Here is a 24,700-nt window from a genome sequence, read left to right as displayed (position 1 = left end):
CCGGCGCGGCCGTGACTGCGGCGCCGGTCAACCTCAAGGAAATGCGTAAGAATATTTTTATTGCCTTCTTCAACCTATCGTCCTTTTCCTAATGGTGGCTAGGATAATTCCGAAAAATGCGGAAACTCGCCGCGTTCCAGCTATCACCTCAACAGATTCAGTCTGGCGTATTGCAACAGCATGATGGTTTTTCCGTCGACGATTTCGCCACGCTCGATCATCGCAAGCGCTTCATCCACCGGCAGTTCCAGCACCTCGATATCTTCGCCTTCGTCGGCGAGGCCGCCGCCCTGGCCGACTTTCGCCACCGCATCGTATTCGGCGACGAAAAAGTGCAGTTTCTCCGTGACCGAACCCGGACTCATGAAGGCCTCGAATAGCTTGCGCACTTCGTGTACGCGGTAGCCCGTTTCCTCTTCGACTTCCGCGCGAATTCGTTCTTCCGGCGACGCGGCCTCCAGCAATCCCGCCGGCGCCTCGATCAGCATGCCGTGATGGCCGTTGACGAACGCCGGCAGGCGGAATTGCCGCGTCAGCACGACGGTACGCCGGCGCGGATCGTATAGCAGCAGCGTCGCGCCGTTACCGCGGTCGTAGGTTTCGCGGCTTTGGCGCTGCCAGCTGCCGTCGGCGCGCTGGTAATCGAAGGTGGTTTTTTTCAGTACGTACCAGTCGTCCGACAGCACCTCGACATCGACAATCCTTACCCGGCTGGCGATTTCGTTCATGGCTCGCATCCTGTTGCGTTGGGAGATCGGCTCATGCCGCATACGAATCAATGGTATCGTGCGATATCGTGCAAAAACAAGTAATTTCGTGCAAACCATGAACCCAGCCAGGAATCGCCGCCGATGCTGACGTCGCAAAGAAAGCAATTGATACTCGACGCGCTAAAGCGTGACGGGCAAGTCGTCGCCAAAACCTTGAGCGCGGAATTCGAGGTGTCGGAAGATACGATACGTCGCGATCTGCGCGAACTCGCCGCCGAGGGCCAGCTTCAGCGCGTGCACGGCGGCGCACTGCCGGCGTCGCCGGCGGCGGTGGATTTCGCCGGGCGCGAGCGGATCGAATCGGCGTCGAAGGCGGCGATCGGCCGCGCGGCGGCCGGCATGATCGCGCGCGACCAGATTGCGTTTGTCGACGGCGGCACGACTGCCGTGCAACTGGCGCGTCATCTGCCGCGCGATTTGCGCGCGACGATCGTCACGCATAGCCCGAGTGTCGCCGTCGAACTCGCAGACCATGCCGGGCTGGAGGTCGTCGTGATCGGCGGGCGCCTGTTCCGGCATTCGATGGTCAACGTGGGCGCAGCAGCCATCGAAGCGCTCAGCCACATTCGCGCCGACCTGTATTTCATGGGCGTGACCGGCGTGCATCCGCAAGCGGGCCTGAGCACGGGCGACAGGGAAGAGGCCTATGTGAAACGCGCGTTCCTCGCGCACGCGGCCGAGACGGTGGTGCTGGCGTCGGCGGAAAAACTCAACGCGGCCTCGGCGTACAAGATCGCCGATGTGACGGCGGCGGGGACGATCGTAGTCGAACGGAACACCGCCGAAGCGCTGACCGCGCCATTCGAGGCGTTGGGCATCACGATAGCGCGGGCATAGTTCGGGATGCTTAGGAAATGAAAACCGTTATATGGCGGTTCATACCGGATCAGTCATTTGTGAAATGGCTTCACGTAGTTTGACGCATCCTGCGGCGAATTGGCGCGATGATCCCGGCCCTTGCCCGCTATCGGGTGGGCAACTCGACGCTGCGTCAAGGCGATGCTCAGGGCATCGGCTTTTTCATGTGCGGGGGTGAAGGGCCGCCAACGCAGTGCGGCACCGTGGGCGCCACGCAAACGTGCGATGAACTTGCACGCCGTGCTCTGTTCAAATGAATTCACGGTGCCGCTGCCTGCTCTTGGCTTACGGCTCGCGGCTTACGGCGCGCCCAACCTTTTCCCCGCAGGCAATGCTGATTCCTTTCACGGAGACTTCATGAGCAATCGCGCGACGCAGATCCTTCCTCACCATAGTTACGTTCATTCGATCGGCGCGCCGCTGGCCTGCGTGCAAGGCACGATCAGCAAAGTGTTCGCCAGCCCGGAAAATCACAACGGCGCCAATCACCAGCACTTCATCATCAAGGTCGACACGGTGGTGAAGTTCGAGGGCGGTACGGAGAATCTCGTGGGCGCCGAGCTATTCGTCGCCGTGCGTTTCGGCGACAACGAGGGACTCGCGCATGAGATTCCCGGATTGCAGGCCGGTCAGCCGATCGAAGCCCAAGGCGAATACATCCCCGACGCCAGCGCCTATCCCACTGAAGACAATCGCAATCCCGTTCTGCCTGTCCTGCACTTTACGCATCATCCGATCGGCTATGTGAAGTACCAGGGCCAGTACTACAGCTAGCCGGCTTCCATCGCGCCGGTCGGGAACAAATCCGTCCGCGCGCCGGCGCCATTCTCCCGCCGCGCTCAATGTCGGTCGCCGCTGTCGATTCAAGTTTTTGCCGCGCTTTGCCGTTAAAGCAAACGTTATCGTGCGTTTGCCGAGGTGTAGCCGTGGGTGCGGCTCGCATGGCTGCCCGATGGGGACGCCCGTGCGTCAATAGCGCTTGACGCGGCGTATCACAACGACCGCTCTTGCAATGACGACGCGCCGCCGCGCTACACGTTGCACGCGCAACGATGTCCGCAATACCGCGCGTAAGGTTTGTATCAAAGTATGTGAGTTGAAGCGTTTTTTATAAAACGCACTTTACAATTCCGCTTGAATTTTAATTGGTAATCTGACCCTTTTCGCAGAAGATCGGCTGTTTTTGCGGGCGGTATCCGTGCGCCCGAGGCATCCGGCAGCTCGTGAACGCATGGGGTTGGGTTGGCCGGCACGGCATGGATGAGCGCCGCACGAGGCGGCCTGGCGGTGTCGCGAGGAAAGCAGCGCGGCGGTTGGGCGCGCGCATCGCTCGCGGCAAGGCAGCATCCAGCTCGACAATGAATGAGGCAGGAGTCGAACAAGATGGGAAAGCGTTTCGACAGAACGATGTTGGCCAGTCTAGCCGGCGCGTGGGTCGCGCTGGCGGTCAGTGGTTGTGCGAATGTGGGGCAGCAGGGTGCGCAGACAGGCGCCGCATCAGGCGCGGCGGTTGCGTCCGGCGTGCCGGCCGCGAGCGCCCCGGCATCCGATGCGGCGGCCGCAACGCCGGCCGCACTCAGCGCCGAGCAGAGCGCGCTGCTCAAGAAGTCACCGCCGCTCGTGTATCGCGTGAAACGTGGCGACACCTTGGCACGCATCGCGCAGCATCATCATTGCAGTGTCGGGCAGTTGCAAGCCTGGAATGGATTGAAGGCGTCCTCGCGGCTAAAGCGCGGGCAGGTGTTGCACGTCGCGTCTCCGGAAACAGTGCGGGCGGTGAATGCGGCTAATGCGGCCGCCAAGGCCGCTGCGGCTTCCGGGGCCGCGGCTTCCGCCGCTGCGCGGCAGGCCGCGGCATCTGGCGCATCGGTGGCGGGCGCGCCGCAATCGCAGTCCGCCCAGTCGCCCGCGCCGAGCGCCGCTGAAGCGCGCGAAGTGGCGCAGCAAACCGCGCGGCATGCGAATGCCGTGTCGCTGGCCTGGCCGGCGGGCGGCAGCGTGGTCGAAGGATTCCAGCCGGGCGAAACGCGGGGTATCGAAATCGGCGGCAAGCCGGGCGATCCTGTGCGGGCGGCGGCGGACGGGAAGGTGATGTATGCGGGCATGGGTCTGAACGGTTACGGCAGCCTGATCATCGTGCAGCACAACAAGGACTTCCTGACCGCTTACTCGCATAACCGCAAGCTGCTGGTCAAAACCGGCGATATCGTCGTGCAGGGACAGCAGATCGCCGAAATGGGCGACGAAAAGAACTCGCGAGTTTCGCTGGGCTTCGAGTTGCGCCGCGACGGCAAGCCGATCGATCCCATGCCGTACCTGCCGCAAGGACGCGGCTAGGCGCGCGCCCTTAATCCAGCCACCGCAGCGCCGCGGCGACGATCGCTTCCGGCGCGTCTTCCTGCATCAGGTGGCCGGCCTTCGGTACCGGCTGAAATCGCGCTTCCGGTATGGCCGCGGCCAGTTGACGGCCGCGCGCCAGCGGAATCCACTGGTCCTCCTCGCCCCACAGAATCTGCACCGGACAACGTAGGTGCGGATAGTGCGCTTCGACCTCGTCGGTGTAGCGCTGATCCATCTGCGCGATTTGCCGGTAGAACGCGGCCTGGCCCGTTGCGCCGAGCCAGGGCGTTACATAAGGCGCGAGCTCGTGATCCGGAATCTCGCGCGCGATCGCGCCGCGCACATACGCCTTGACCACTGCCTCGTGGATGTACGGCGGCAGGCCGCCGAACGCATCACCGTGCTCGCGCACATGCCGCACGAACGGCGAACCCCACGGCGCGACCGCCACCGGATCGATCAGTGTGAGACTGCGATAGTCGCAGCCGTCGATCAGATGCGCGCGCAATGAAGTCGCGCCGCCGAAATCATGCGCGATGACGTCCGGGTTATTTACCCGCCAATGCGCGAGCAATTCCGCAAGCAACCTGTTCTGCACGCCGAGCGAAACGTCCTGAGCGTCGCGCTGTTCGGATTGCCCATAGCCGAGCAGATCGTAGTAGTAGACCGTGCGCGTTTGCGCGAGGTGAGGGGCAATGCGGTGCCACACATACGAAGAAAACGGCGTGCCGTGAACCAGCACTAGCGGCGGACCGTTGCCGGTCACGTTGAAGCGCACGGTTTGATCGCGAAACGTATAGCTTTCGGGGAGCGGCCAGTTTTGCATAGCGATGAGCGTCGCAAGAAAGTTTGGCTACCTTAGCAGGGCTTCGTGCTGCATGCTGACCGGGTTTTCGTAGTCGGCCCGGAACGTCTCCCGCAGAAGCTCACCTTTGTTTTATTCAGCAAAGCCAGGCAAATTCAAACGTGGCTCGATCGCAGACGCGTTTCAATGACAAACGAGCCGCGCACGCGACACACACTCTTACGAATCACGCATAAATTGCCTTGAAATAAGGCGTAAAACCATTGTCCGCATCCAAAAACGCCTGGTAATCGCACGATGACGCCCGCAAGGCGCCATCATGCGAACAGGGTTAAGCGCGATCGAACCACGCATTTTCGATGGTGAGGAAATTCGGGAGCCGGTTACTTCGACTCGATCCCGCGCAACAACTGCGACACCTGACCGTGCTGATGCAGGATCGCCGGATCGGCATGCAGCAGCGGCAGGTAGCGCGGCAGAAAAGTATTGTTCGGCATGTCGGGCGAGAAGAGTCCCGCTACCGCTTCGGCCGCCGCGATCCGGTCGGTGGCCTCGGCTTCCTTGTCGTCGAGAATTTCGTCGACGTTCGCAATCACCGTTGAGAGCGGCGTGAGCCAGCGGAAACCCGAACCGTTGATGAGCGCCTGCAGGAAAGCCGCTGGCGTTACCGGGCCGAATTCCTTCTCATACGCTGCCCGCTCGTGATCGAGAATGGCCTTGTGCAGCGCCAATAGCGGCCGGCGAATGTCCGAGAGGAATTGAGTGCATTGCGAGTCGTTCATGTGTGCTGCTCCTTCGGATAGTCAGACCGGATCCATGCTAACAAAATCGCACGGCAATGATTCGACAAGATTAACCGATCGTGCAAAGTCGCTCGGCTCGGGTGGATGCGCGCAAGGTAACGCCTTGATTCGAATCCGCTTTCAGCCTGGCAATATGCGCTGGGGTCATTATTTGGCCGGCCGGCGGCGTGCAGCCAGGCGGCGAACTTCTTAATGCGCGGCTACAATCTGCCGGTCAGTTTCCGGCGCGCTCGCGCCATGCATTAACCGCCGTTTTCAAGTATCGGAAAGCCGCATCGCGTATTAGTTCGGCTTATCGAATAAACGCGGCAGGTCTTCACGTTTTGGTTCGACGTCTCTGTCTAAACAGCCTCATCAACAATAAACCCGACTCTCGGAGCCGCTCAATGACAACGCTCAATATCAACGGCCAGACGCATACCGTCGACGCGCCTCCCGACATGCCACTTCTGTGGGTCTTGCGCGATCTGGTCGGCCTGACCGGCACGAAGTTCGGTTGCGGCATCGCTCAATGCGGCGCATGCACCGTGCACCTCGACGGCGTGGCAGTGCGCTCGTGCGTGCTGCCGGCAGCGGCGGTCGGCGACCGCAAGATCACCACGATCGAAGCAGTGGGCAACACGCCGGCGGGTCAGAAAGTGCAGCAGGCATGGCGTCAACTGGACGTGGTGCAATGCGGCTACTGCCAGTCCGGGCAGGTGATGTCGGCGGCTTCGCTGCTCGCGAGCAACCCCAATCCTACCGACGCGGACATCGACGCGGCCATGGCCGGCAATATCTGCCGCTGCGGGACGTACAACCGCATCCGCGCGGCGATCAAGCAAGCCGCGAAGGGGGCCTGACATGTCCCAGGGATTGCTCGATGCACAGAACGGCGGCGCGTCTTCGAAAGGCGGCGCGCGCGCCGCGGGTGGATTGTCCCGCCGCACCTTTCTGAAGTTCGGCGTGACGGTGGGGGCGGCGGCCGGTGGCGGCCTGCTGCTCGGCTTCAGCATGCCGGCCGCCAGCCAGGATCAGAAGGCCGGCAAATCGGTGATTGGCGGCGACGGTGTCGAAACGCCGCAAAGCGGTGTGTTCGCGCCGAACGCGTTCATCCAGATCGATACTGCGGGCAAGGTCACGCTCGTGATTCCGAAGGTCGAGATGGGCCAGGGCGTCTATACGTCGATTCCGATGCTGATTGCCGAAGAGCTCGAAGTGCCGCTCGACTCGATCACCGTCGACCACGCGCCGCCGAACGAAAAGCTCTTCATGGACCCGCTGCTCGGCGGCCAGCTCACGGGCGGTTCGACCTCGATCCGCTATGCGTGGGAGCCGATGCGTAAAGCCGGCGCCGCCGCGCGCACGGTCCTGATCAGCGCGGCCGCGCAGCAATGGCAAGTCGATCCGGCGAGCTGCCATGCGCAGGCCGGGCAGGTGATTCATGAGGCCAGCAAGCGCAGCATCGGCTATGGCGAGCTGGTCACCGCGGCCGCCGGTCTGCCGGCGCCGCAGAACGTCAAGCTCAAAGACCCGAAGGACTTCAAGCTGATCGGCACGCCGGCGAAGCGCCTCGACTCGCCGGAGAAAGTGGACGGCACCGCGCAGTTCGGGCTCGACGTGCGCGTGCCCGACATGGTCTATGCGGCGATTGCCAACTGTCCGGTGTTCGGCGGCACGCTCGCGAGCGTCGACGACACCCACGCGAAAAAGATCCCCGGTGTGCGTCAGGTCATCAAGATCGACAACGCGGTCGCCGTGATCGGCGACCACACCTGGGCCGCGAAGCGCGGCGTGCAGGCACTGGTTATCAAGTGGAACGAAGGCGCGGGCGCAAACCTGTCGATGAAGCAGATCGTCGACGATCTCGCGAACGCGTCACAGCGCAACGGCGCGGTGGCGCGCAAGGATGGCGACGTCGGCAACGCATTTTCAAATGCCAAGACGCGCGTGGACGCCGTCTATCAGCAGCCGTTCCTCGCGCACGCCACCATGGAGCCGATCAACTGCACGGTGCATGTGCGCCCCGACGGCTGCGATGTCTGGCTCGGCTCGCAAGTGCCGACGCGGGTCGTGGACGCCGCCGTGGCGGTCACGGGTTTGCCCGCCGACAAGATCGTCGTGCACAACCACCTGATCGGCGGCGGCTTCGGGCGGCGGCTCGAATTCGACATGGTCACGCAGGCGGTCAAGGTCGGCAAACAGGTGTCGACGCCGGTGAAGGTGGTCTGGACGCGCGAAGAAGACATTCAGCACGACATGTACCGGCCGTACTACTACGACAAAATCACCGCGGGCCTCGACGCGAACGGCAAGCCGGTTGCGTGGCAGCACCGCATCGTCGGTTCTTCGGTGATGGCGCGTTTCGCGCCGCCGGCCTTCAAGAACGGGCTCGATCCGGATGCGGTCGAAGTCGCTTCGGACCTGCCGTACGACTTGCCGAATCAACTGGTCGACTACGTTCGTCAGGAGCCGCACGCGGTCCCCACCGCATTCTGGCGCGGCGTGGGACCGACGCGCGGCACGTTCGTGGTGGAAAGCTTCATCGACGAACTCGCGGCGCAGGCCAAAGTCGATCCGGTCAAATACCGGCAGGATCTGCTCGGCAAGACGCCGCGCGCGTTGAACGTGCTCAACGTCGCCACGCAGGCGGCGAACTGGGGCAGCGCGGTGCCGAAGGGGCAAGGGCGCGGCGTGTCCGTCATGCATGCGTTCGGCAGCTTCTTCGGGATCGTCGTGGATGTCGCGGTGGATCAGGGCGAGGTGGCGGTCAAGCGTGTGGTGTGCGCGGTCGATTGCGGCATGGTGGTCAATCCGAACACGGTGGAGGCGCAGGTGCAGGGCGGCATCATCTTCGGCATCACGGCGGCGCTTTATAGCGAGATCACGATCAAGGACGGCCGCGTCGAGCAGAACAACTTCACCGACTACCGGATGTTGCGGATCGATCAGACGCCGCCTATCGAGGTGCATATCGTGAAGAGCGGCGAGGCGCCCGGCGGCATCGGCGAACCCGGCACGGCGGCGCTCGCGCCCGCGCTGACCAACGCGATCTTCGCGGCCACCGGCAAGCGGCTGCGGCAGTTGCCCGTTGGCAGCCAGTTGCAAACCGCCTGACCGGAGCCCGATATGAAAAACACACTGAAGGGTTTTGCCGTCGCGTTGAGCGTGACGCTGCCGTTGTTCGCGCAGACTCCGGCGCAGGCGGCCGCGCAATCCGCCGATTCTGCGCTCGTGCAACGTGGCGCCTATCTGGCCAAGGTCGGCGATTGTGTCGCCTGTCATACGGCGCCGAAAGGCAAGCCGTTTGCGGGCGGCCTGCCGATGACCACGCCGATGGGCCAGATCTACACCACCAACATCACGCCCGATCCGCAAACCGGCATTGGCGGTTACACGGAGGAGGACTTCGCGCGGGCCATGCGCGAAGGCATCGCGAAAGACGGCCACAATCTCTATCCGGCGATGCCGTACCCGTCGTACGCGAAGGTCAACGACGACGACATGAAAGCGCTGTACGCGTATTTCATGAGCGGCGTGGCGCCCGTGCAGCAGGCGAACCGCGAGCCGGACATCAAGTGGCCATTGAACATGCGCTGGCCGCTGAAGTTCTGGAACATGGTGTTCCTGGAGAAAGGCGTCTACCAGGACAAGTCGGGCAAAGACGTGGCCTGGAATCGCGGCGCGTATCTGATTCAGGGGTTGGGGCACTGCGGCTCGTGCCACACGCCGCGTGGTATCGCGTTTCAGGAGAAGGCGCTCGATGAAAGCGGCAGCGCGTTTCTGACCGGCGGACTGCTCGACGGCTGGTTCGCGGCGAACCTTACCGGCGAGCACAACGTCGGCTTGGGCCGCTGGAACGATCAGGATCTGCAGGCGTTCCTGAAGACCGGCGCGAATCGCCATGCATCGGCGTTCGGTTCGATGACCAGCGTGATCAACAACAGCACGCAGAACATGAACGACACCGACATCGCCGCGATGACGACGTATCTGAAGTCGCTGCCGTCGGCGGGCGGCAGCGGCGCGCCGCCTTATACGTACGATCCGCAGGCGACCAAAGTGTCGCTGAACCGTCCGGCGAACAACGAAGGCGCGCGCGTCTACACGGCGTACTGCATGCACTGCCATGGTGTCGACGGACGCGGCTTCGCGCCGATGCTGGCGCCGTTGTCCGGCAATCCGAACGTGCTGGAAAAGGATCCGTCGTCGCTGATCAACGTAACGCTGAACGGCACCGAGGACCTGGTGATCGGCGGCATTCCCGCGCCGTATCCGATGCCGAAGTACGCACCCGTGCTCAACGACCAGCAGATCGCCGATGTGCTGACCTTCGTGCGGGCGGGTTGGAACAACGGCGCGCCGGCGGTGACGGCGGAAGACGTGGCGAAGTTGCGTAAGTCGACGCACGCGGCGCGCTAGTTCTGTCAGGCGGCATACAAAAAAGCGTTCAACCGTGCCGAGCGGTTGAACGCTTTTTTATTCGCCCATCGCTGCACATGTCAGCGATGCTGGCCCACCTTCTGCCGTTTCTCCAGCACCCGCGCATACCACGTCAGCGGGAAGCACATCGCGAAGTAAATCATCGCGACCATGCCGTAGATGGGGAACGGGCGGAACGCGGCGTTGGTGATCATGGTGCCGGTCTTGGTCAATTCCGTGAAGCCGATGATCGACGCGAGCGCCGTGCTTTTCACCACCTGCACGAGAAAACCAACCGTCGGCGCCACGGCGATTTTCAGCGCCTGTGGCCACACGATATAGCGCAACTGCTGGCCGAACGTCATGCCGAGGCTTGCGCCCGCGGCCCACTGACCACGCGGCACGGCTTCGACGCAGCCGCGCCAGATGTCGACCAGATACGCGCTGGTATAGAGCGTCAGCGTGACAGTGGCCGCGACCCACGGCGATACGTCGACACCGAGCAGCGGCAAGCCGAAGAACGCGAGGAAAAGCTGCATCAGCAGCGGCGTGCCTTGAAACACTTCCACGTACACCACGACGATACGGCGCAGCCAGGCGATCGGCGACACGCGCATGGCGAGCAGAATCAGCCCGACGATGCCGCCGCCCACGAACGCGATCAACGAAAGCAGCACCGTCCAGCGGGCGGCGAGCAACAGATTGCGGGCAATGTCCCACAGCGTGAATTCGACCATGATCAACGCTCCGTGGGCAGAGTGCGGGCACCGCGCCACATCAGGCGGTTGCGCCAGTTACGCGGCGCGCTGTCGTTGCCGCGCGCCGCGCGGCCCGCGAACAGACCGCGGCCGAGCCGGTTGAGGATTTGCCGCAACACGATGGACAACAACAGATACGTGGCGGTGATGATCAGGTAGCTTTCGAACGAGCGGAAGTTGCGCGACTGGATAAAGTTGGCCGCGTAGGTGAGATCGGGCACGGAGATCTGCGAGACCACGGCCGAGCCGAGCATGACGATCAGCACCTGGCTCAGCAGCGCGGGAAACACGTTGGCGATGGCCTGCGGCAGCACGACATAGCGAAACACCTGCCCTCCGTGCAAGCCGAGCGCCTGCGCGGCCTGCACCTGGCCGCGGGAAATCGAGTCGATGCCGGCGCGCACGATTTCGATCGCGTACGCGCCGAGATTGACGGTCATGGCCAGAATCGCGGCCTGCACTTCGTCGATATGAATGCCGAGGCTCGGCAAGCCGAAGAACACGAAGAACAACTGCACGATGAACGGCGTATTGCGGATCAACTCCACATAACTCGCCACCACCCAGCGCGCCCATTTCGGCCCGGCCACCGCCACACTCGCGCCGGCAATGCCGACAATCGCGCCGAGCACGGTGGAGACGGCCGTCAGCCCCAAGGTCACGGCGACGCCGCGCGCGAGCATGCCCGCATAAAGGCCGAAGCCGCTGAAATCGAACGCATAAGTCATGGCGTGGCGCTCATCGTGAGGTCAAACTCCGGCGCTGCGCCACGCGGGCAATCTCCTGCGGGATTACGCTTCGTGGCGCGCGCAAAAAAGGTTCAGAGGTCGGCCGGCAGCGGCGCGCGCAGCCACTTCTGCGAAATCGCGTTCATGGTGCCGTCCTTGCGGGCCTTGGCAATCGTTTCGTCGACCTTCTGCTTCAGACGCGGCTCGTTCTTGTTCAAGCCGACGTGATCGGGCGAGCTGAACAGCGAGAACTTCTGCTCGGGATCATTGGCCGGATGACGCGCGAGAATCGTGGCGCCGACGTCGTTGCCGACTACCATCAACTGTACCTGACCAGAAAGAAACGCCGAAATTGCGCCGTTAGGATCGTCGAAACGTTTGATGTTCGCGGTGGGTGGCGCGATCTTGGTTACGCTCAGGTCTTCCAGCGTGCCGCGCGCGACCGAAATCGACTTGCCGGCGAGGTCAGCGGCGTTCTTCACGGGCAACGCTTTCGGGCCGAACACGGCGAGGTAGTAGGGCGCGTACGGTTGCGAGAAATCGATCACCTTCTCGCGCTCCGGCGTCTGGCCGACCGACAGCAGCATGTCCGCCTTGTGGTCGGCGAGGTAAGCCATACGGTTGTCGCCCGTTACCTGTACGAGTTCGACCTTGGCGTTGAGCGCGCGGCCGATCAGGTTGGCCACGTCGATGTCGTAGCCCATCGGCTTCATGTCCGGGCCGATCGAGCCGAACGGCGGATAGTCTTCGAATACGCCGATGCGCACCGTGCCCGACTTGGCGATGTTGTCGAGCGCATCCGCATGCGCGGTGGACGGCAACGCGCACAGCGCGCCGAGAGCGGTGAAGGCGAGCGTCGCGGCGAGTGTGGCGAACACCCGGCGGGTGCTGGATTGGGCAACGGGGCGCTGGTTCATGGTCTGTCCTCTGTCGAAAATATCGGTATTGGAATGGGCGAATTCTTGAGTGATTCAGTGGTGCGCTCGAGTGCCTGAGTCTTGCCTGAAGTCAGTGTGCGGCGCGCGCGGCGATCAGCTTGCACGCATGCGGCGGCAATTCCGCGAACACCGGCATGCCGAGCGCGAGCCCCGGCGTTTCGCGCGGCGTGGTGGCGGCGGTCAGCGTAAAGCCGGCGCAGTCGATGGTCGCTTCGAGCGATGCGCCCACGTCGCGGATAAACGTCACGGTGCCTTGCAGCCGGTTCGGGCCCGCCGCGTCGGACGCCGCTTTCAGGCACACGTCTTCCGGGCGGATCAGCAGACGGATATCGCTGCTGGACGCCGGCACGCGCGCCGGCTGCGCCACGTTGATGCGCCGGCCGCCCGGCAGGCTCACGCCGCCCGCGCCATCGTACGTGACCGGCAGGATATTGCCGAGGCCGATGAAGTCGGCGACGAATTCGCTGACCGGATCGCGATAGATGTCGAGCGGTTTGCCGACCTGGGCGATGCGGCCTTTCTCCATCACGACGATCTCGTCGGCCATCGTCATGGCTTCGCGCTGGTCGTGCGTCACCATGATCGTGGTGATGCCGAGACGCTGTTGCAGCAGGCGGATTTCCACCTGCATCGCCTCGCGCAGCTTGGCGTCGAGCGCGGAGAGCGGCTCGTCGAGCAGCAACAGTTTCGGCTGCGACGCGATCGCGCGCGCAATCGCCACGCGCTGGCGCTGGCCGCCGGAGAGCTGCGTGACCGGCCGGTTCGCCATGTGCGGCAACTGGATCAGGTCCAGCAATTCGGCCACGCGCCGCGTCTGCTGGTCCTTCGCGGTTTTGCGCAGCTTCAGCGGATAGGCGACGTTCTGCGCGACCGTCATGTGAGGAAACAGCGCGAGCGACTGGAACACCATGCCGAAGTCGCGCTGGTTCGCCGGCAGGCGCGTGATGTCGCGTCCGGCGAATTGAATGCTGCCGGATGTGGGCGTTTCGAGACCGGCGATCATCCGCAGCAGCGTGGTCTTGCCGCAGCCGGACGGGCCGAGAAAGCACACCAGCTTGCCGTCGGGCACGCTCAGATCGACGCTGTCGACGGCATGCGCCGCGCCGAAGCGCCGGGTCACGGCCTGCAACGTTAAATGGGTCATCGGATGCTCCAGCAAGGGGTCGTCATGAGCGCGTGTTCGAGGGGGGCAGTCACAGTGCCACGCCTTCGTCGCCGATCAGCTTTTCGAGCAGCCAGATCAGCGCGAAATCGATCGCGACAATGAATACGGCGAAACAGAACACGGTCGGATCGAGCGACGACACCGTGCGGCTATAGAGCCACACCGGCAGCGTCATCGTATCGATGCCGTAAAGGAAAAACGTCACCGTGAATTCGTTGAACGAGACGATGAACGCGAACAGCATGCCGGCCAGAATGCCGGGGCGCATCAGCGGCAGGATCACGTCGACGAGCGCGCGGCCGGGACTCGCGCCCATCACGCAGGCGGCCTCTTCGAACTCCGGGCCGATGGCGGCGACCGAGGCCGCGCAGTTCTTCACGGTAAACGGCAGCGCCAGAATCACGTGCGCGATGATCAGGCGGAACACGCCAAGTTCGACCGGCAGCACGTTGAACACCAGCAGCAGCGACAGGCCGAGCATCACGAGCGGATAGACGAGCGGCAGCGCGACCAGCTGTTCGACCGCGGGCTTGCCACGAAAGCGGTAGCGGCTCAGCGCGTAGGCGGCGGGCACCGAGACGAGCGTGGCGATCACCATGGTGGAGAGCGCAACGATCAGGCTCGTGCTCAAGGCGGCGCCCATCGACAGCGAGTCGCTCGCGTCCGGTGACACGAAGCTGTGCCACGCGGCGCGATACCAGTGCAGGCCATAGGCGTGCGGCGGAAATTCGAGCGTGTCGGCCGCGCTGAACGACATCGTGATCATCGTGAGGATCGGCAGCGCGGCGAGGAACAGAACGATCGCCGCGAGCAGGGCGGTGGCCTTGCCGAGCTGGCCGGGCATGACGGAAGGCCAGCGCGGTGAGCGGGGCGATCGCGGCTGCCGGCGAACGACTTGCGCGGTTTGCGCGGTTTGAACAGGCGTGCTCATGCGTGAGGCTCCTCGGCGAGACGTTGGGTACGGCGCACGAGACGCTGCGACAGCGCCATCACGGTCAGCGTGGCGACCATCAGTACGACACCCGACGCGGACGCCGCCGGCCAGTTCAGCAACGGCGCGACCTGATCGTGGACCAGCACGGCGAGCATCGGCACGCGCCGTCCGCCGAGCAAAAGCGGCACGGCGAACGCGCTTGCGTTGTAAGCGAACACGAGCAGTGCGCCGGACACGAGGCCGGGCATGGCGAGCGGCAGCAGGACGTGACGCAGCGTTTGCCAGCGCGTCGCGCCGAGCGTGGCGGCGGCTTCCTCGTAAGAAGTCGACACCGCGCGCATCGCGCTCGAAAGGGGTAGCACGGCGAGCGGAAACGCTGTCTGGATCAGCCCGAGCAGCACGCCGTTTTCGCGGTACAGCCACATCAACGGGCGTTGCACGAGGCCGCTGCCGAGCAGCGCGTGATTGAGGAGGCCAGCCGGCCCGAGAATGATCAGCCAGCCATAACCTTGCAGCAGCAGGTTGACGAGCAGCGGCAGCAGCACGCCGGCCAGCAGGAGGCGCCGGGCGAGCCGCGACTTCGTGCGGGCCATGGCCAGCGCGACCGGAATCGCCAGCAGCACCGCGCAGATCATGCTTTGGAATGCGAGCTTCAACGTGAGCCACAACGACTTCATGAAGTAGCCGTCGAGCAGGTCCGCGTAGTTTTGCAGCGTGAAACCGCGCCACTCGTTGCCTTGCGTGCCGAAGCTCATGCGCAGCACCACCAGCGCCGCCGCGCCGAGAATGGCGAGAAACAACAGGATCGGCGCGAGCAGCAGCCACGGCCGGGCCTTTTCCATCGCGGTGGCGGCGGGCGCGTCGGGCACGAGATCGGGCCCGGCGTCCGGCATCGTATTTGACGAAGCAGCGGACGCCGCCGAAGCACGCCGCGAAAAGCGCGCGAGCATCGTGGTCATGCCGAGAAGATTTCGGTGTAGCGCTTGATCCATGCCGGCTGCACGACGGCGAGCGCCTTGTCGTCATGCAACACGGCCTTCTCGGCGATCTGCTGCGGGCTCGGCACGAACGCGCGGCTCTCGGCGGGAATCACCGCTTTCGAATTGACCGGGCCGTTCAGCACGTCGGCGGCCATGCGGCCTTGCACGCCCGCGTCGAGCGAGTGGTTGATGAAGGCGTGGATCAGATCGCTGTCGCCCGGGTGCGACTTGGGGATCACCGTGAACATCAACTGCGTGGCGAAGCCTTCCTTCATGCCGTAGGTCACGCCCATCTTGTATTCGGGCTTGCGGATCTGGTCCGGGAAAAACGCCGGCGAATAGATGCCGCCAATATCGAGCGACCCGGTGCGGAACAGATCGGCCACCTGATTCGGATTTTCACCGAGCGTCATCACGCGATCTTTCAGTTGCATCAGCTTCTTGAAGCCCGGCTCGATGTTCTGCTGCGAGCCGCCGTTCATCTTCGCGGCGATGATCGCGAGGTCGACCGCTTCGGCCCACTCGGGCGGCGGCAGGAACAGGCGGCCGGCGTACTTGGGATCCCACAGCGCTTCGTACGATGCCGGCGCGGTCTTCACGGTCGAGGTGTTGTAGATCAACCCGTCCGACCACAGCAGATAGCCGACGCCGAAGCCGTTCGCGCCCGTGCGGTATTGCGGCGCGACGTCTTTGAGGTTCGGCAGTTTGTCCAGATCGGGCTTCATCAGCAGGCCGGCGTCGCCGAGACCGGCCGCGCCGACGCCCGCCAGCGTGATGACGTCGTAGGTGGGGCGATCGCCTGCGGCCTTCACCTTGGCGACCATGCCGGAGGTGCCGTCGGCGCGGTCGGCGATCACTTTGGCGCCGGTTTTCGCCGTGAAGGTGGCGGCGATGTTGCGCAACGCGGCCGCGCCTGTGTCGTCCGACCAGGTCAACAGACGCAGCGTCTTGCCGCTGAAGTTGTGTTCCTGCGCGCGCAGGTTGATGAACGGCATCGGCAAGGTGGACGCCGCGAGTGCCGCGCCGATCGTCTTGATGGCCTGCCTTCTACCCCGTTTGATCTCTTGCATGGCGGTCTCCTGTGTTGAACGCCTGTTGCCTGGTGATATTGCTGTAACCGCCGCCGATGCAGCGCCTCTTCGCGTTGCGTGCCGATGCTGCGTGTGGATGCACTCTAGGTTTGCCAAAATCCCTCAACAAACGAAATATGCGCATGGAGGGCATGACGTAATCTCATGCGACGGCCGTCACGCGATCCGGCTGGCCTACACCGGTCAGACGGCGGGAGCGCCTAGGCAGTAACGCATGCGGGTTAACGTCCATGTTTTGCCGATGTTTCGTTTGCCCACGGAGGTATGAGGAAAGCTCAGTTCTGGTGCGATTGAAAGCGCGTCTCGCCCTATGTTGGTGCGTGGCCGGCCGGCGGACCGCAAGATCGGGCGGCGACATGAGCCAAACGCATGGTTGCAGCGGCGGCCGCTTCTCGTGCTGCAACCCGTGATCGCGTATCCTATGGGCTCGACAGACGTTTCAGCGGCAAGCGTTAAGCCGTACCGCAACGTCCACCAATGATTTTTTCTGATCCCGGATAAGCCGATGCGACGCCTACCGCCGCTCAACGCGCTGCAGATTTTCGAAACGGTGGCGCGGCATCGCAGTTTCACGCGCGCCGCCGACCATCTCTGCCTGACGCAAGGCGCGGTCAGCCGGCAAATCATCGCGCTCGAGGACTACTACAAGTTTCCGCTCTTCAAGCGTCATGCGAAAGGCCTGACGCTCACCGCCGAAGGGGAATTGCTGCTGCCCGCCGTGAAGGAGAGCTTTGCGCGCATCGAGGAAATCTCGCTGCGCCTCACACGGCAGCGCACCGACCTCGCGCTGAAAGTGCCGACCTGTGTGATGCGCTGGATGCTGCCGAAAATCATGCGCTTTCAGGCCGAGTATCCCGAACTCCACGTGCAGATCACGACCACGTGGCAGCACGACGTCGATTTCCAGCTCGAACCGTTCGACGCCGCGATCATCTACGGCTCGTCGCCCGGTGCGGATGTGCAGGCAGTGCCGTTGTTCGAGGAGCGCCTGACGCCCGTGTGCGCGCCCGATCTGCTGAAAGACAAGCCGCTGGCCGAAGTGGCCGACCTCGCGCGCCATACGCTGCTGCATCCCACGCGCGATCATCGCGACTGGAAGATGTGGCTCGCCAAGGTGACCGAGGTGGATACGGCGAACGCGCCCGCCATCGACGCCGAGCACGGCCCGAGCTTCGACACGCTCGATATGGCGACCAACGCCGCGCTACAGGGCTTCGGCGTTGCGATCAGCGACCTCGCGCTGATCGACGAGGACGTGGCGGCCAAGCGCCTCGTGCGGCCGTTCGATACCGTGCTCAAGACCGGGTGGCGCTATTACTTCGTCTATCCGGATTCGGTCGCGCATCAGCAGAAGCTGAATCTGTTTCGCGACTGGATCGCGGCGCACTGGGAAGAGTAGCCCAAAGCGTCGGCGCCCGATCAAGGCGCGAACGAGAGAAACAGATACGCCGCGAACAGCGACAGGTGTACCGCGCCTTGCAGGATCGTCGTGCGGCCGCTGCTGAGCGTGAGCGTGCCCACTATCAGCGTGAGCACGAGGAGCACGGTTTCCTTGCCGTCGATCCCGAGCACGAGCGGCTGACCGGTGTACAAAAATACGCCGGCCACGGTTGGAATGGTCAGGCCGATACTGGCAAGCGCCGAGCCGAGGGCGAGATTCAGGCTGTTTTGCAAGCGATCGACGCGCGCCGCGCGCACGGCGGCAAGCCCTTCAGGCAGCAGCACCAGAGCGGCGATCACAATGCCGACCACGGCCGCCGGCGCGCCCGCGTTCTTGACCGCGGTTTCGACCACCGGCGAGAGCACCTTGGCGAGCAGCACCACCGCGACGAGACATACCAGCAGCAAGCCGCCGGCTGCCAGCGCCTGAGCGGCGGTAGGCGGCGCGGCGTGGACGTTTTCATCCGGCGTGCCGGCGAGAAAGTAATCGCGATGGCGAACGGTCTGCACGAACACGAATACGCCGTACAGCACCAGCGAAGACACCCCGGCGAACGCCAATTGGGAAGACGACAGAAGCGGACCCACGCTGGTCGTCGTGTAATTCGGCATGACGAGCGTCAGGACGGACAGCGAGGCGAGCACAGCCAGCGCCGCCGAGGCGCCACGGCTCTGAAAATCCTGCTCGCGATGCCGGATGCCGCCCACCAGCAGGCAAATGCCCACAATCCCGTTGCAGACGATCATCACGGCGGCAAACACCGTGTCGCGCGCGAGACCCGCCTTTTCCGGGCCGGACGTGAGCATGACCGAGACGATCAGCGCGACTTCGATCACGGTGACCGCCACCGCCAGCACCAGCGTACCGAACGGCTCGCCGACCCGATGCGCGACCACTTCCGCATGATGCACCGCCGTGAAGACCGCCGCACACAGCGCCACGCCGACCAGCGTGAGCAGCACGCCGCTGCCCGGCATGGCATAGGCGATGCCGAGCACGATCCACGCCACGAATGGAGCGGCAATGGTCCAGCGGGGGAGAACGGTCGCGGGCGTGGTCATTCGGGGCCTCCTTTTCGATGCTTTTATTCGGTGGTGCTGCGGGCCCGGACGGCTTGCCCTTCCGGGCCAAAGCGCGCCTGGATGTTCAGGTGGCTTGTAAGCAGTATGCTCTAACGCTTTAAATTATAAAGAATAATGGTCGGCTAGGTGGCGCTCCATTGGCGCGGAGATTGACGAGGCGCCTTCGGCATCCTGTGAGCGCAAATGGTAACTGTCAGTGAGAGGAACTGGATAACGCAGAATGGCGCGGCCGGCATGGGCTCACGCGCTGCCAGGGCGCGGCGAGCGGGAACATGTGGTTTCGTTGGCTGGACCCGAGCGGCCGGGCAAATCCCGGCGTGCGGGCAACCTGCGCTGCACTGCGCGGCGCCCGGCGAAGCCGCCGGGAGTCGCGCCAGGGCGCCAGCGCTCCGTGAGAGGGACTGGCGCCCGGTCGTTTCGTTACGACGGGTTCAGCCGATTACTGGCCGACCGGACGAATCGTCAGGGCGTTCTTGACCGACGTCACACCGGCCACGCCTTGTGCTGTCTGAGTGGCCAGGTCGACCTGCGGCTGCTCAGGCACGGAGCCGGCCAGCGTCACTGCGCCACCGCGCGCGCGCACGGTGATGTTCGACACGCTCAGACCCTTGGTCTTCGACAATGCGCTGCGGACTTTGCGTCCCAGGGCGCGGTCGGCCGCCTTGGTCTGCTTGGCCGACGGCGATGCCGATGTGGCAGCCGGGGCTGCTGCATCGCTGCTTTGCGCATAGGCATTGAGGGACGCGAGAACGATCAGCGCGCTGCCGATCATCTTGATTGCCGGAAATGCTTTCATTCAACTCTCTCCTATTGTCATTGGCACTGCGCCCCCGGAATGGGGCGGTGCGCTACACCAGCGGGTACATCGGGATCAAATCTGAATGGAACGGTGCTGCGGATCGTGCGAATGCTTTACATCTTTACGCTGATTCGGGCGGGCCGAAACACACGCGAGCCGGCAAAGGCTGTGCTGCAGGCCGGAAACACACGATACTCCAATTAGTGCCATGGTGATGGCAACGCCGTACGCAAGTGAGGTTTTGCTACAACGATTGGGCCGATGAAAACAGACCGATGGCGTCGTATTGCTTGATATCGGGCGCGCATTGCTGTATTTGCGATTAATTTTGCGGCGAGTTTTGGCGCCAATAACCGGCCGGTCGAACTGTCAACTATTGGGCGGGGCATCTCACGCTTTCGTCTCACTCGAATCTCTCGCCTCTCGTGGCTTCAATACAAGGCCTGACGCATGCGGAAACAGCAACTTCCAATCGTGCCATTGCTTCGTGACGATTTACCGCTCGATACCGTGCAACTCGCGCGCTTCATGATCGGCAAATACCTCGTGCACGATCTGCCGGAAGGGCGCATGAGCGGGCGAATCGTCGAAACGGAGGCCTATCCGGTGGGGGACTCGACGGGCCATGCATTTATCGGCCGCCGTCCGTATAACCGTTCGCTGTTTCTCGCCCGCGGTTACGCGTATGTGCGGCTGACCTATGGACTCTCGTACATGCTCAACATGTCCGCCGAGGCCGAGGATGTCGGCGCCGGCATTCTGTTTCGCGCGATCGAGCCCCTCGAAGGCTTGCCGCTGATGGAAGCGCGCCGGCCCGGCGTGCCGCTGCGCGATCTGGCGCGCGGGCCCGGGCGGCTCACCATGGCGCTCGGCATCGGCCAGGCGTTCGATGGTCGGGATCTGTGCGCGGGGCGCGATTTGTGGATTGGCGTCGTGGAGCGTGGCGACCTGCCGGTGGGCGTGACGACCCGCATCGGCTTGTCGCGTGAAATGCATCGACCGCTGCGGTTCTACGAACCGGGCAGCGCATTTGTCAGCGGGCCTCGAAAGCTTCTGCTGACGCCCCAGTCCGGTGCGTCCGAAGAGGCGTAAATTTGACCTGTGCTGAGGCGTCTGCCGGCAAAACGCACTCTAATCAGACGTATTTTTGAAATGTCAGACACAAATGGTTACGATCCCGACAATTATTACGCCAAAGATGCTGGTTGGATGGGGATTCGCGGTAATGTTCGGCGCATTATTGCGATCACGACAATTATTTATCTCGAAATCAAGGGTTTTCCCTCGACGCTCTGGTGACTAGACTGAAACCACTCGCTTCTCACATACCGTGTTCAGGCGACGCAAATAAAACCAAGTCTGGAGGTAAGTCATCATGAAATCGCTCATCAAGGCAGTTGCTATTGCCGCAGTTCTCGCCGCTCCGATCGCGTCTTTCGCTCAGGCGAGCCAGCAACCTGTCACCCGCGCGGATGTACGCCAGGACCTGATCCAGATGGAGCAGGCTGGTTATAACCCAGCCACGTCCAATGATCCGACGTATCCGGCCGATGTTCAGGCTGCTGAGCATCGCGTAGTGGCTCAGAACCCGGCCATCGCGCAGACGCAGGAGCCGGTCGCTGACACCAGTGGCTACGGCGGCGTGGCAAACGGCTCGTCGCAAGCCGGCGGCGTGATCCAGCCGATGTCGGGCCCCAAGGGCGTGTATTTCGGTAACTGATTCGACAAGTGACTAGGCGCTCGGGGCACGCGCGTTCAGCTTCGTGAGGGGGCTGAACGGGCGGGTTGCGTGACCGGGCGCTGGTCGAAAGTTGCTGCGGCGGGTGACAGGACGATCGGACGGCAATGCGTCTCTTCACATCCACCCGTCACCCGTAGCCGCACGAAGTGGGAATCGCAGTAGTAGTTCGAATTCGCGCACGCCGAAGGCGGCGCGCGCACGGCTTTAAACAGCGAGCGCATGCGAATGCGTCGCGCATCAGCAGCGTCGCCGACACTGTAGCGCCGCTGTACCGCGAAGGTCGTGGCCTACACATTCAAGGAACCTCCGCTGCCGCAAGGTAGCTTTGCCCAACCGTTTTACGGATTGGGCTTTTTTTGCTAGTGCGGGTAGCAGGGCGAGCGCCCTGCGTCAGGGCCGCTCGCCGTGAATATAGAACTCGAGCTGCTGAATGGTGAACTGCTGTTCGGCGATGATGTTCTTCACCAGGTCGCCAATCGATACCATGCCGACCAGCCGGTCATTCTCGATCACCGGCAAGTGGCGCATGCGCCGCTCCGTCATGAGGGCCATGCAGTCGTCGGTGGACTGGTCGGGCCGCACAAAGCGAACGGCTTTGCTCATGATGTCGCGCACCGGCGTGGCCTTCGACGAGCGGTCCAGCAGCACGACCTTGCGCGCATAGTCGCGCTCCGTGATGATCCCGGCGATGCTGTCGCCATCCGTGACGACCAGCGCGCCAATGCCCTTTTCGGCCATCAGCTTGATCGCGTCGTAGACGGAATCGTCGGCCCCGATGGTGAACACAGTGGTGTTGTTCGGTTTCGTTTTAAGAAGCTGTGCAACGCTTGTCATGGAGCGGCTCCGTTTCGCAGTGCAGCACGCCGGCGCGGCGCGCTGTCGTGAGGGACAGGCGATTCCAGTATAGGCCTGACAAGGCGCCGGAGTACCCAGGGAATAACTGTGGCGCGCGCGACGTTCAACTCGGGTAACGAACGGTGCGCCGCCGCGCGGCTTCCGTGTCGCGTGCAAGGGCATACGGGTGCGGGACGCCGATTAGCGGTAAACTCCCCAGTCCGTACCTTATTCCCGGTTTGATCGGGTTCATGTCAGCACCACTGTCTAACGCCATGCTCACGTCTCACGATCCGTCGCCTGCAGCAGACGGCGCACTCAACGGCGAATGCGTCGTTCTCGACGCCACCGCCACGCTTCCCACGCGCTACGGCACGTTCACTTCCTACGTGTTTCGCGTGTGTGAGAGCGGCGCCGAACATCTCGCGCTCGTGATGGGCGACGTCGCCAACAAGTCGTCCGTGTTGACGCGCCTGCATTCCGAATGCCTCACCGGCGACGTGCTCGGCTCGTACCGCTGCGACTGCGGCGAGCAACTCGACCTCGCGCTGCGCTACATCGCGGCGGAAGGCTGCGGCGTGCTGCTGTATCTGCGCGGCCACGAAGGGCGCGGCATCGGCCTGTCCAACAAGATTCGCGCGTATGCGCTGCAGGAGCAGGGGCGCGATACCGTCGAGGCCAATCTCGACCTCGGCTTGCCGGACGACTCGCGCGAATACGATTCCGCCGCGGGCATTCTGCGCACGCTGAAGGTCACGTCGGTGCGGCTCATGAGCAACAATCCGGAGAAGTTCGACACGCTGTCCAAGCACGGCATTCCGGTGTGCGAGCGCGTTGCGCTGGCCATCCCGATGCGCGAGGAAAACGAGCGTTATATCCGCACCAAGCAGGTCAAGTTCGGTCACTACTTCGACGAAAACGAATGAGTCACGCGTACACGCCGGCTGCCGTAGCTGAACGGAGGCCGGCGCTGTAGCGGCGGGTTCGTCAATATCTTGCGGCCGGAATTCCGGCCGCTTTGCTTTGCGCCCTTCTTGTGTCCTTGTTGTGTCCTCGGTATGCCCTCGTTGCGTCGGCTTCGCGCCGGAGCACGGTGGGTCAGAACATGCCGAAGTCGTCGTTGCTGTCGGGAATCGCGTTGAGTAGGTCCCACAGCGCGCGCCAGCCCAACCGTTCCGCAACACTCGCCAGGCTGGTCTGCCGGCGACGAGCGCTCGCGTGCGCAGGCGGCGTGGCACGACAGGGCGTCGAAACCTTGCTTGCCTCGATCGAGGCACGTAGCCAAGGGCAGCTATCCATGCCGTCTCTCCTCGTGCGGTTGCCGTTCAGCGTGCGGTTGTCGTAGCCGGGGCCACGCGCGGCAGAAACGCCGCCAATACTTCCGCCAGCGTCGTCGCGCCGAAACGCCGCTCGCTGATGTCAGTTTCCACGTCGATGCGCCCCGCGTTGTGCGCGTCGTACAGGTCGGTGATCAAACGCGCGTGGGGTTCGCTGAGGCCCGCGCCTTCAAGCATCGCGGCCCATTCGCCGCGCGGCGCTTCGCGCGCCACGACTGCACGGCCGGCCAGTTCGCCGATCGTGCGCGCCACGTCCAATGCGCTCACGCGCTCATCGCTTTCGATGCTCACGACCCGCGGCGAGACCTGCGGCGCTCGATCGTCGAGCAGCAGTTCGGCAGCCAGCGCGCCCACGTCCTGTGCGGCGACGCTCGGAAAACACTTGCTCAAAGGATGATGCAAACTCGGCAGCACGCCCCTCGCGAGCGCGACCGGCAGCAAGCGAGCCCAGTTGTGCATGTGTTCGGCGGCGCGCAGGAAGGTCAACGGCGAGTCGACGGTTTGAAGTTGCGTTTCGAGTTCGTGGAACAGCGTGGTGATGCCCGTGCCGGTTGCGTGTTCCGCGCCATAGTCGGAGAGCGCGAGAAGGCGCGCAGGCGGGGCGGCGCGCAATGCCGCGACACTCGTGTCGATCATGCGTCGCATGGCCTGCGCAGGATCGGCGTGCGCATGCGGCACCGGACACAGCAGTTGCACGCCGTGCGCGCCTTCGATCGCGCGCGCCACGCTCGCGGCGTCGAGCAGATCGGCGACGGCGATCTCACAGCCGATCTTCGCGAGGAATTCGCCCTGGTTTGCGTTGCGGACCACTGCACGCACCCGGCGGCCGGCCCGGCGCAATGCCACGGCGCTTGCTTTGCCGACGTTGCCGGCTGCTCCAAAAATCACGAACACG

Annotated in this window: 26 protein-coding genes; 10 read left to right on the top strand and 16 right to left on the bottom strand. The window is 63.6% G+C overall.

Annotated features, from left to right (window positions below; all coding sequences use genetic code 11):
* Window positions 1-143: 143 nt before the first annotated feature.
* Complete coding sequence (locus tag BLW71_RS22595) at window positions 144-728, bottom strand: NUDIX domain-containing protein (protein ID WP_091801775.1); 585 nt, start codon at window positions 726-728, stop codon at window positions 144-146.
* Window positions 729-851: 123 nt separating this feature from the next.
* On the opposite strand from BLW71_RS22595, the gene BLW71_RS22590 reads away from it, so the two are divergent.
* Window positions 852-1,607, top strand: coding sequence for a DeoR/GlpR family DNA-binding transcription regulator (locus tag BLW71_RS22590; protein WP_091801772.1), 756 nt, complete (start codon window positions 852-854; stop codon window positions 1,605-1,607).
* Window positions 1,608-1,660: 53 nt separating this feature from the next.
* On the opposite strand, the gene BLW71_RS41085 is transcribed toward BLW71_RS22590, so the two are convergent.
* Complete coding sequence (locus tag BLW71_RS41085) at window positions 1,661-1,891, bottom strand: hypothetical protein (protein ID WP_143048389.1); 231 nt, start codon at window positions 1,889-1,891, stop codon at window positions 1,661-1,663.
* Window positions 1,892-1,985: 94 nt separating this feature from the next.
* On the opposite strand from BLW71_RS41085, the gene BLW71_RS22585 reads away from it, so the two are divergent.
* Together BLW71_RS22585 and BLW71_RS22580 are read left to right on the top strand one after the other, a co-directional pair.
* Window positions 1,986-2,402, top strand: a complete 417-nt coding sequence (locus tag BLW71_RS22585) for a hypothetical protein (protein ID WP_091808730.1) — start codon at window positions 1,986-1,988, stop codon at window positions 2,400-2,402.
* A 609-nt stretch (window positions 2,403-3,011) separates the two neighbouring features.
* The gene (locus tag BLW71_RS22580; protein ID WP_091801768.1) at window positions 3,012-3,965 is read left to right on the top strand and encodes a peptidoglycan DD-metalloendopeptidase family protein; all 954 of its coding nucleotides are present in this window, start codon (window positions 3,012-3,014) and stop codon (window positions 3,963-3,965) included.
* Between the two features lie 10 nt (window positions 3,966-3,975).
* Here the strand turns inward: BLW71_RS22580 and BLW71_RS22575 are convergent, their stop codons facing one another.
* Both BLW71_RS22575 and BLW71_RS22570 read right to left on the bottom strand, forming a co-directional pair.
* Window positions 3,976-4,794 carry an alpha/beta fold hydrolase gene (locus BLW71_RS22575; protein ID WP_091801765.1) on the bottom strand — a complete coding sequence of 273 codons (819 nt, stop codon included), beginning with the start codon at window positions 4,792-4,794 and terminating at the stop codon, window positions 3,976-3,978.
* 362 nt (window positions 4,795-5,156) lie between these two features.
* Window positions 5,157-5,555, bottom strand: coding sequence for a hypothetical protein (locus tag BLW71_RS22570; RefSeq protein ID WP_091801762.1), 399 nt, complete (start codon window positions 5,553-5,555; stop codon window positions 5,157-5,159).
* Between the two features lie 407 nt (window positions 5,556-5,962).
* Here BLW71_RS22570 and BLW71_RS22565 point away from each other — a divergent pair, with 407 nt between their 5' ends.
* Genes BLW71_RS22565 through BLW71_RS22555 form a run of 3 tightly spaced genes read left to right on the top strand, consistent with a single transcriptional unit; the run spans window position 5,963 to window position 9,977 of the window.
* Window positions 5,963-6,418, top strand: coding sequence for a (2Fe-2S)-binding protein (locus BLW71_RS22565; protein ID WP_091801759.1), 456 nt, complete (start codon window positions 5,963-5,965; stop codon window positions 6,416-6,418).
* A gap of 1 nt (window position 6,419) precedes the next feature.
* The gene (locus BLW71_RS22560) at window positions 6,420-8,672 is read left to right on the top strand and encodes a xanthine dehydrogenase family protein molybdopterin-binding subunit (protein ID WP_091801755.1); all 2,253 of its coding nucleotides are present in this window, start codon (window positions 6,420-6,422) and stop codon (window positions 8,670-8,672) included.
* A 12-nt stretch (window positions 8,673-8,684) separates the two neighbouring features.
* Window positions 8,685-9,977 carry a c-type cytochrome gene (locus tag BLW71_RS22555; RefSeq protein ID WP_091801750.1) on the top strand — a complete coding sequence of 431 codons (1,293 nt, stop codon included), beginning with the start codon at window positions 8,685-8,687 and terminating at the stop codon, window positions 9,975-9,977.
* Window positions 9,978-10,057: 80 nt separating this feature from the next.
* On the opposite strand, the gene BLW71_RS22550 is transcribed toward BLW71_RS22555, so the two are convergent.
* The 7 genes from BLW71_RS22550 to BLW71_RS22520 form a co-directional block, all read right to left on the bottom strand.
* The gene (locus BLW71_RS22550; protein ID WP_007177020.1) at window positions 10,058-10,714 is read right to left on the bottom strand and encodes an amino acid ABC transporter permease; all 657 of its coding nucleotides are present in this window, start codon (window positions 10,712-10,714) and stop codon (window positions 10,058-10,060) included.
* Between the two features lie 2 nt (window positions 10,715-10,716).
* A complete protein-coding gene (locus BLW71_RS22545; protein ID WP_091801747.1) occupies window positions 10,717-11,463 on the bottom strand; it encodes an amino acid ABC transporter permease in 747 nt (248 codons plus the stop codon).
* A 92-nt stretch (window positions 11,464-11,555) separates the two neighbouring features.
* The gene (locus BLW71_RS22540) at window positions 11,556-12,380 is read right to left on the bottom strand and encodes a transporter substrate-binding domain-containing protein (RefSeq protein WP_091801744.1); all 825 of its coding nucleotides are present in this window, start codon (window positions 12,378-12,380) and stop codon (window positions 11,556-11,558) included.
* Between the two features lie 91 nt (window positions 12,381-12,471).
* On the bottom strand, window positions 12,472-13,545 hold the full coding sequence (locus tag BLW71_RS22535; RefSeq protein ID WP_091801741.1) for an ABC transporter ATP-binding protein: 1,074 nt from the start codon (window positions 13,543-13,545) through the stop codon (window positions 12,472-12,474).
* A gap of 49 nt (window positions 13,546-13,594) precedes the next feature.
* Window positions 13,595-14,497 carry an ABC transporter permease gene (locus BLW71_RS22530; RefSeq protein WP_091801737.1) on the bottom strand — a complete coding sequence of 301 codons (903 nt, stop codon included), beginning with the start codon at window positions 14,495-14,497 and terminating at the stop codon, window positions 13,595-13,597.
* Window positions 14,494-15,459, bottom strand: a complete 966-nt coding sequence (locus tag BLW71_RS22525) for an ABC transporter permease (protein ID WP_091801734.1) — start codon at window positions 15,457-15,459, stop codon at window positions 14,494-14,496. Before BLW71_RS22525 ends, BLW71_RS22530 begins: the two co-directional genes overlap by 4 nt.
* A complete protein-coding gene (locus BLW71_RS22520) occupies window positions 15,456-16,550 on the bottom strand; it encodes an ABC transporter substrate-binding protein (protein ID WP_091801731.1) in 1,095 nt (364 codons plus the stop codon). Before BLW71_RS22520 ends, BLW71_RS22525 begins: the two co-directional genes overlap by 4 nt.
* Before the next feature lie 526 nt (window positions 16,551-17,076).
* Between BLW71_RS22520 and BLW71_RS22515 the strand changes: the two genes are divergently transcribed.
* Entirely contained in the window at window positions 17,077-17,970 is an 894-nt protein-coding gene (locus tag BLW71_RS22515) for a LysR substrate-binding domain-containing protein (RefSeq protein ID WP_091801727.1), read from the top strand.
* Window positions 17,971-17,990: 20 nt separating this feature from the next.
* Here BLW71_RS22515 and BLW71_RS22510 read toward each other — a convergent pair whose 3' ends face one another.
* Together BLW71_RS22510 and BLW71_RS22505 are read right to left on the bottom strand one after the other, a co-directional pair.
* Window positions 17,991-19,073, bottom strand: a complete 1,083-nt coding sequence (locus BLW71_RS22510) for a calcium:cation antiporter (RefSeq protein WP_091801724.1) — start codon at window positions 19,071-19,073, stop codon at window positions 17,991-17,993.
* 460 nt (window positions 19,074-19,533) lie between these two features.
* Complete coding sequence (locus BLW71_RS22505; RefSeq protein WP_091801721.1) at window positions 19,534-19,890, bottom strand: BON domain-containing protein; 357 nt, start codon at window positions 19,888-19,890, stop codon at window positions 19,534-19,536.
* 453 nt (window positions 19,891-20,343) lie between these two features.
* Between BLW71_RS22505 and BLW71_RS22500 the strand changes: the two genes are divergently transcribed.
* Together BLW71_RS22500 and BLW71_RS22495 are read left to right on the top strand one after the other, a co-directional pair.
* Window positions 20,344-20,985: a DNA-3-methyladenine glycosylase gene (locus tag BLW71_RS22500; RefSeq protein WP_091801718.1), complete on the top strand. Its 642-nt coding sequence runs from the start codon at window positions 20,344-20,346 to the stop codon at window positions 20,983-20,985.
* A gap of 283 nt (window positions 20,986-21,268) precedes the next feature.
* Window positions 21,269-21,613 (top strand): DUF4148 domain-containing protein, encoded by a 345-nt coding sequence (locus BLW71_RS22495; protein ID WP_091801715.1) that lies wholly within the window; start codon window positions 21,269-21,271, stop codon window positions 21,611-21,613.
* Window positions 21,614-22,024: 411 nt separating this feature from the next.
* Here the strand turns inward: BLW71_RS22495 and BLW71_RS22490 are convergent, their stop codons facing one another.
* Window positions 22,025-22,468: a CBS domain-containing protein gene (locus BLW71_RS22490; RefSeq protein ID WP_091801712.1), complete on the bottom strand. Its 444-nt coding sequence runs from the start codon at window positions 22,466-22,468 to the stop codon at window positions 22,025-22,027.
* A 275-nt stretch (window positions 22,469-22,743) separates the two neighbouring features.
* Here BLW71_RS22490 and ribA point away from each other — a divergent pair, with 275 nt between their 5' ends.
* On the top strand, window positions 22,744-23,394 hold the full coding sequence (ribA, locus tag BLW71_RS22485) for a GTP cyclohydrolase II (RefSeq protein ID WP_035516591.1): 651 nt from the start codon (window positions 22,744-22,746) through the stop codon (window positions 23,392-23,394).
* A 172-nt stretch (window positions 23,395-23,566) separates the two neighbouring features.
* Here the strand turns inward: ribA and BLW71_RS22480 are convergent, their stop codons facing one another.
* Together BLW71_RS22480 and BLW71_RS22475 are read right to left on the bottom strand one after the other, a co-directional pair.
* Entirely contained in the window at window positions 23,567-23,767 is a 201-nt protein-coding gene (locus tag BLW71_RS22480) for a hypothetical protein (protein ID WP_091801709.1), read from the bottom strand.
* 26 nt (window positions 23,768-23,793) lie between these two features.
* Window positions 23,794-24,699 (bottom strand): NmrA family NAD(P)-binding protein, encoded by a 906-nt coding sequence (locus tag BLW71_RS22475; RefSeq protein WP_091808727.1) that lies wholly within the window; start codon window positions 24,697-24,699, stop codon window positions 23,794-23,796.
* Window position 24,700: the final 1 nt, after the last annotated feature.

Origin of the sequence: Burkholderia sp. WP9, from assembly GCF_900104795.1 — a bacterium.
GTDB lineage: Bacteria > Pseudomonadota > Gammaproteobacteria > Burkholderiales > Burkholderiaceae > Paraburkholderia.
Note: the sequence above shows the minus strand (reverse complement) of the source record. Positions and strands in the feature narration are given on the sequence as shown.

Bases quoted from the DNA above. Each gene is read 5' to 3' on its own strand.
- BLW71_RS22590 (WP_091801772.1), top strand. From the start codon at position 852: ATGCTGACGTCGCAAAGAAAGCAATTGATACTCGACGCGCTAAAGCGT.
- BLW71_RS22580 (WP_091801768.1), top strand. From the start codon at position 3,012: ATGGGAAAGCGTTTCGACAGAACGATGTTGGCCAGTCTAGCCGGCGCG.
- BLW71_RS22505 (WP_091801721.1), bottom strand. From the start codon at position 19,890: ATGAAAGCATTTCCGGCAATCAAGATGATCGGCAGCGCGCTGATCGTT.
- BLW71_RS22555 (WP_091801750.1), top strand. From the start codon at position 8,685: ATGAAAAACACACTGAAGGGTTTTGCCGTCGCGTTGAGCGTGACGCTG.
- BLW71_RS22525 (WP_091801734.1), bottom strand. From the start codon at position 15,459: ATGACCACGATGCTCGCGCGCTTTTCGCGGCGTGCTTCGGCGGCGTCC.
- BLW71_RS22560 (WP_091801755.1), top strand. From the start codon at position 6,420: ATGTCCCAGGGATTGCTCGATGCACAGAACGGCGGCGCGTCTTCGAAA.
- BLW71_RS22570 (WP_091801762.1), bottom strand. From the start codon at position 5,555: ATGAACGACTCGCAATGCACTCAATTCCTCTCGGACATTCGCCGGCCG.
- BLW71_RS22595 (WP_091801775.1), bottom strand. From the start codon at position 728: ATGAACGAAATCGCCAGCCGGGTAAGGATTGTCGATGTCGAGGTGCTG.
- BLW71_RS22490 (WP_091801712.1), bottom strand. From the start codon at position 22,468: ATGACAAGCGTTGCACAGCTTCTTAAAACGAAACCGAACAACACCACT.
- BLW71_RS22515 (WP_091801727.1), top strand. From the start codon at position 17,077: ATGCGACGCCTACCGCCGCTCAACGCGCTGCAGATTTTCGAAACGGTG.
- BLW71_RS22510 (WP_091801724.1), bottom strand. From the start codon at position 19,073: ATGACCACGCCCGCGACCGTTCTCCCCCGCTGGACCATTGCCGCTCCA.
- BLW71_RS22500 (WP_091801718.1), top strand. From the start codon at position 20,344: ATGCGGAAACAGCAACTTCCAATCGTGCCATTGCTTCGTGACGATTTA.
- BLW71_RS22550 (WP_007177020.1), bottom strand. From the start codon at position 10,714: ATGGTCGAATTCACGCTGTGGGACATTGCCCGCAATCTGTTGCTCGCC.
- BLW71_RS22495 (WP_091801715.1), top strand. From the start codon at position 21,269: ATGAAATCGCTCATCAAGGCAGTTGCTATTGCCGCAGTTCTCGCCGCT.
- BLW71_RS22480 (WP_091801709.1), bottom strand. From the start codon at position 23,767: ATGGATAGCTGCCCTTGGCTACGTGCCTCGATCGAGGCAAGCAAGGTT.
- BLW71_RS22530 (WP_091801737.1), bottom strand. From the start codon at position 14,497: ATGAGCACGCCTGTTCAAACCGCGCAAACCGCGCAAGTCGTTCGCCGG.
- BLW71_RS22535 (WP_091801741.1), bottom strand. From the start codon at position 13,545: ATGACCCATTTAACGTTGCAGGCCGTGACCCGGCGCTTCGGCGCGGCG.
- BLW71_RS22585 (WP_091808730.1), top strand. From the start codon at position 1,986: ATGAGCAATCGCGCGACGCAGATCCTTCCTCACCATAGTTACGTTCAT.
- BLW71_RS22565 (WP_091801759.1), top strand. From the start codon at position 5,963: ATGACAACGCTCAATATCAACGGCCAGACGCATACCGTCGACGCGCCT.
- BLW71_RS22520 (WP_091801731.1), bottom strand. From the start codon at position 16,550: ATGCAAGAGATCAAACGGGGTAGAAGGCAGGCCATCAAGACGATCGGC.
- BLW71_RS22575 (WP_091801765.1), bottom strand. From the start codon at position 4,794: ATGCAAAACTGGCCGCTCCCCGAAAGCTATACGTTTCGCGATCAAACC.
- BLW71_RS22540 (WP_091801744.1), bottom strand. From the start codon at position 12,380: ATGAACCAGCGCCCCGTTGCCCAATCCAGCACCCGCCGGGTGTTCGCC.
- BLW71_RS22545 (WP_091801747.1), bottom strand. From the start codon at position 11,463: ATGACTTATGCGTTCGATTTCAGCGGCTTCGGCCTTTATGCGGGCATG.
- ribA (WP_035516591.1), top strand. From the start codon at position 22,744: ATGCTCACGTCTCACGATCCGTCGCCTGCAGCAGACGGCGCACTCAAC.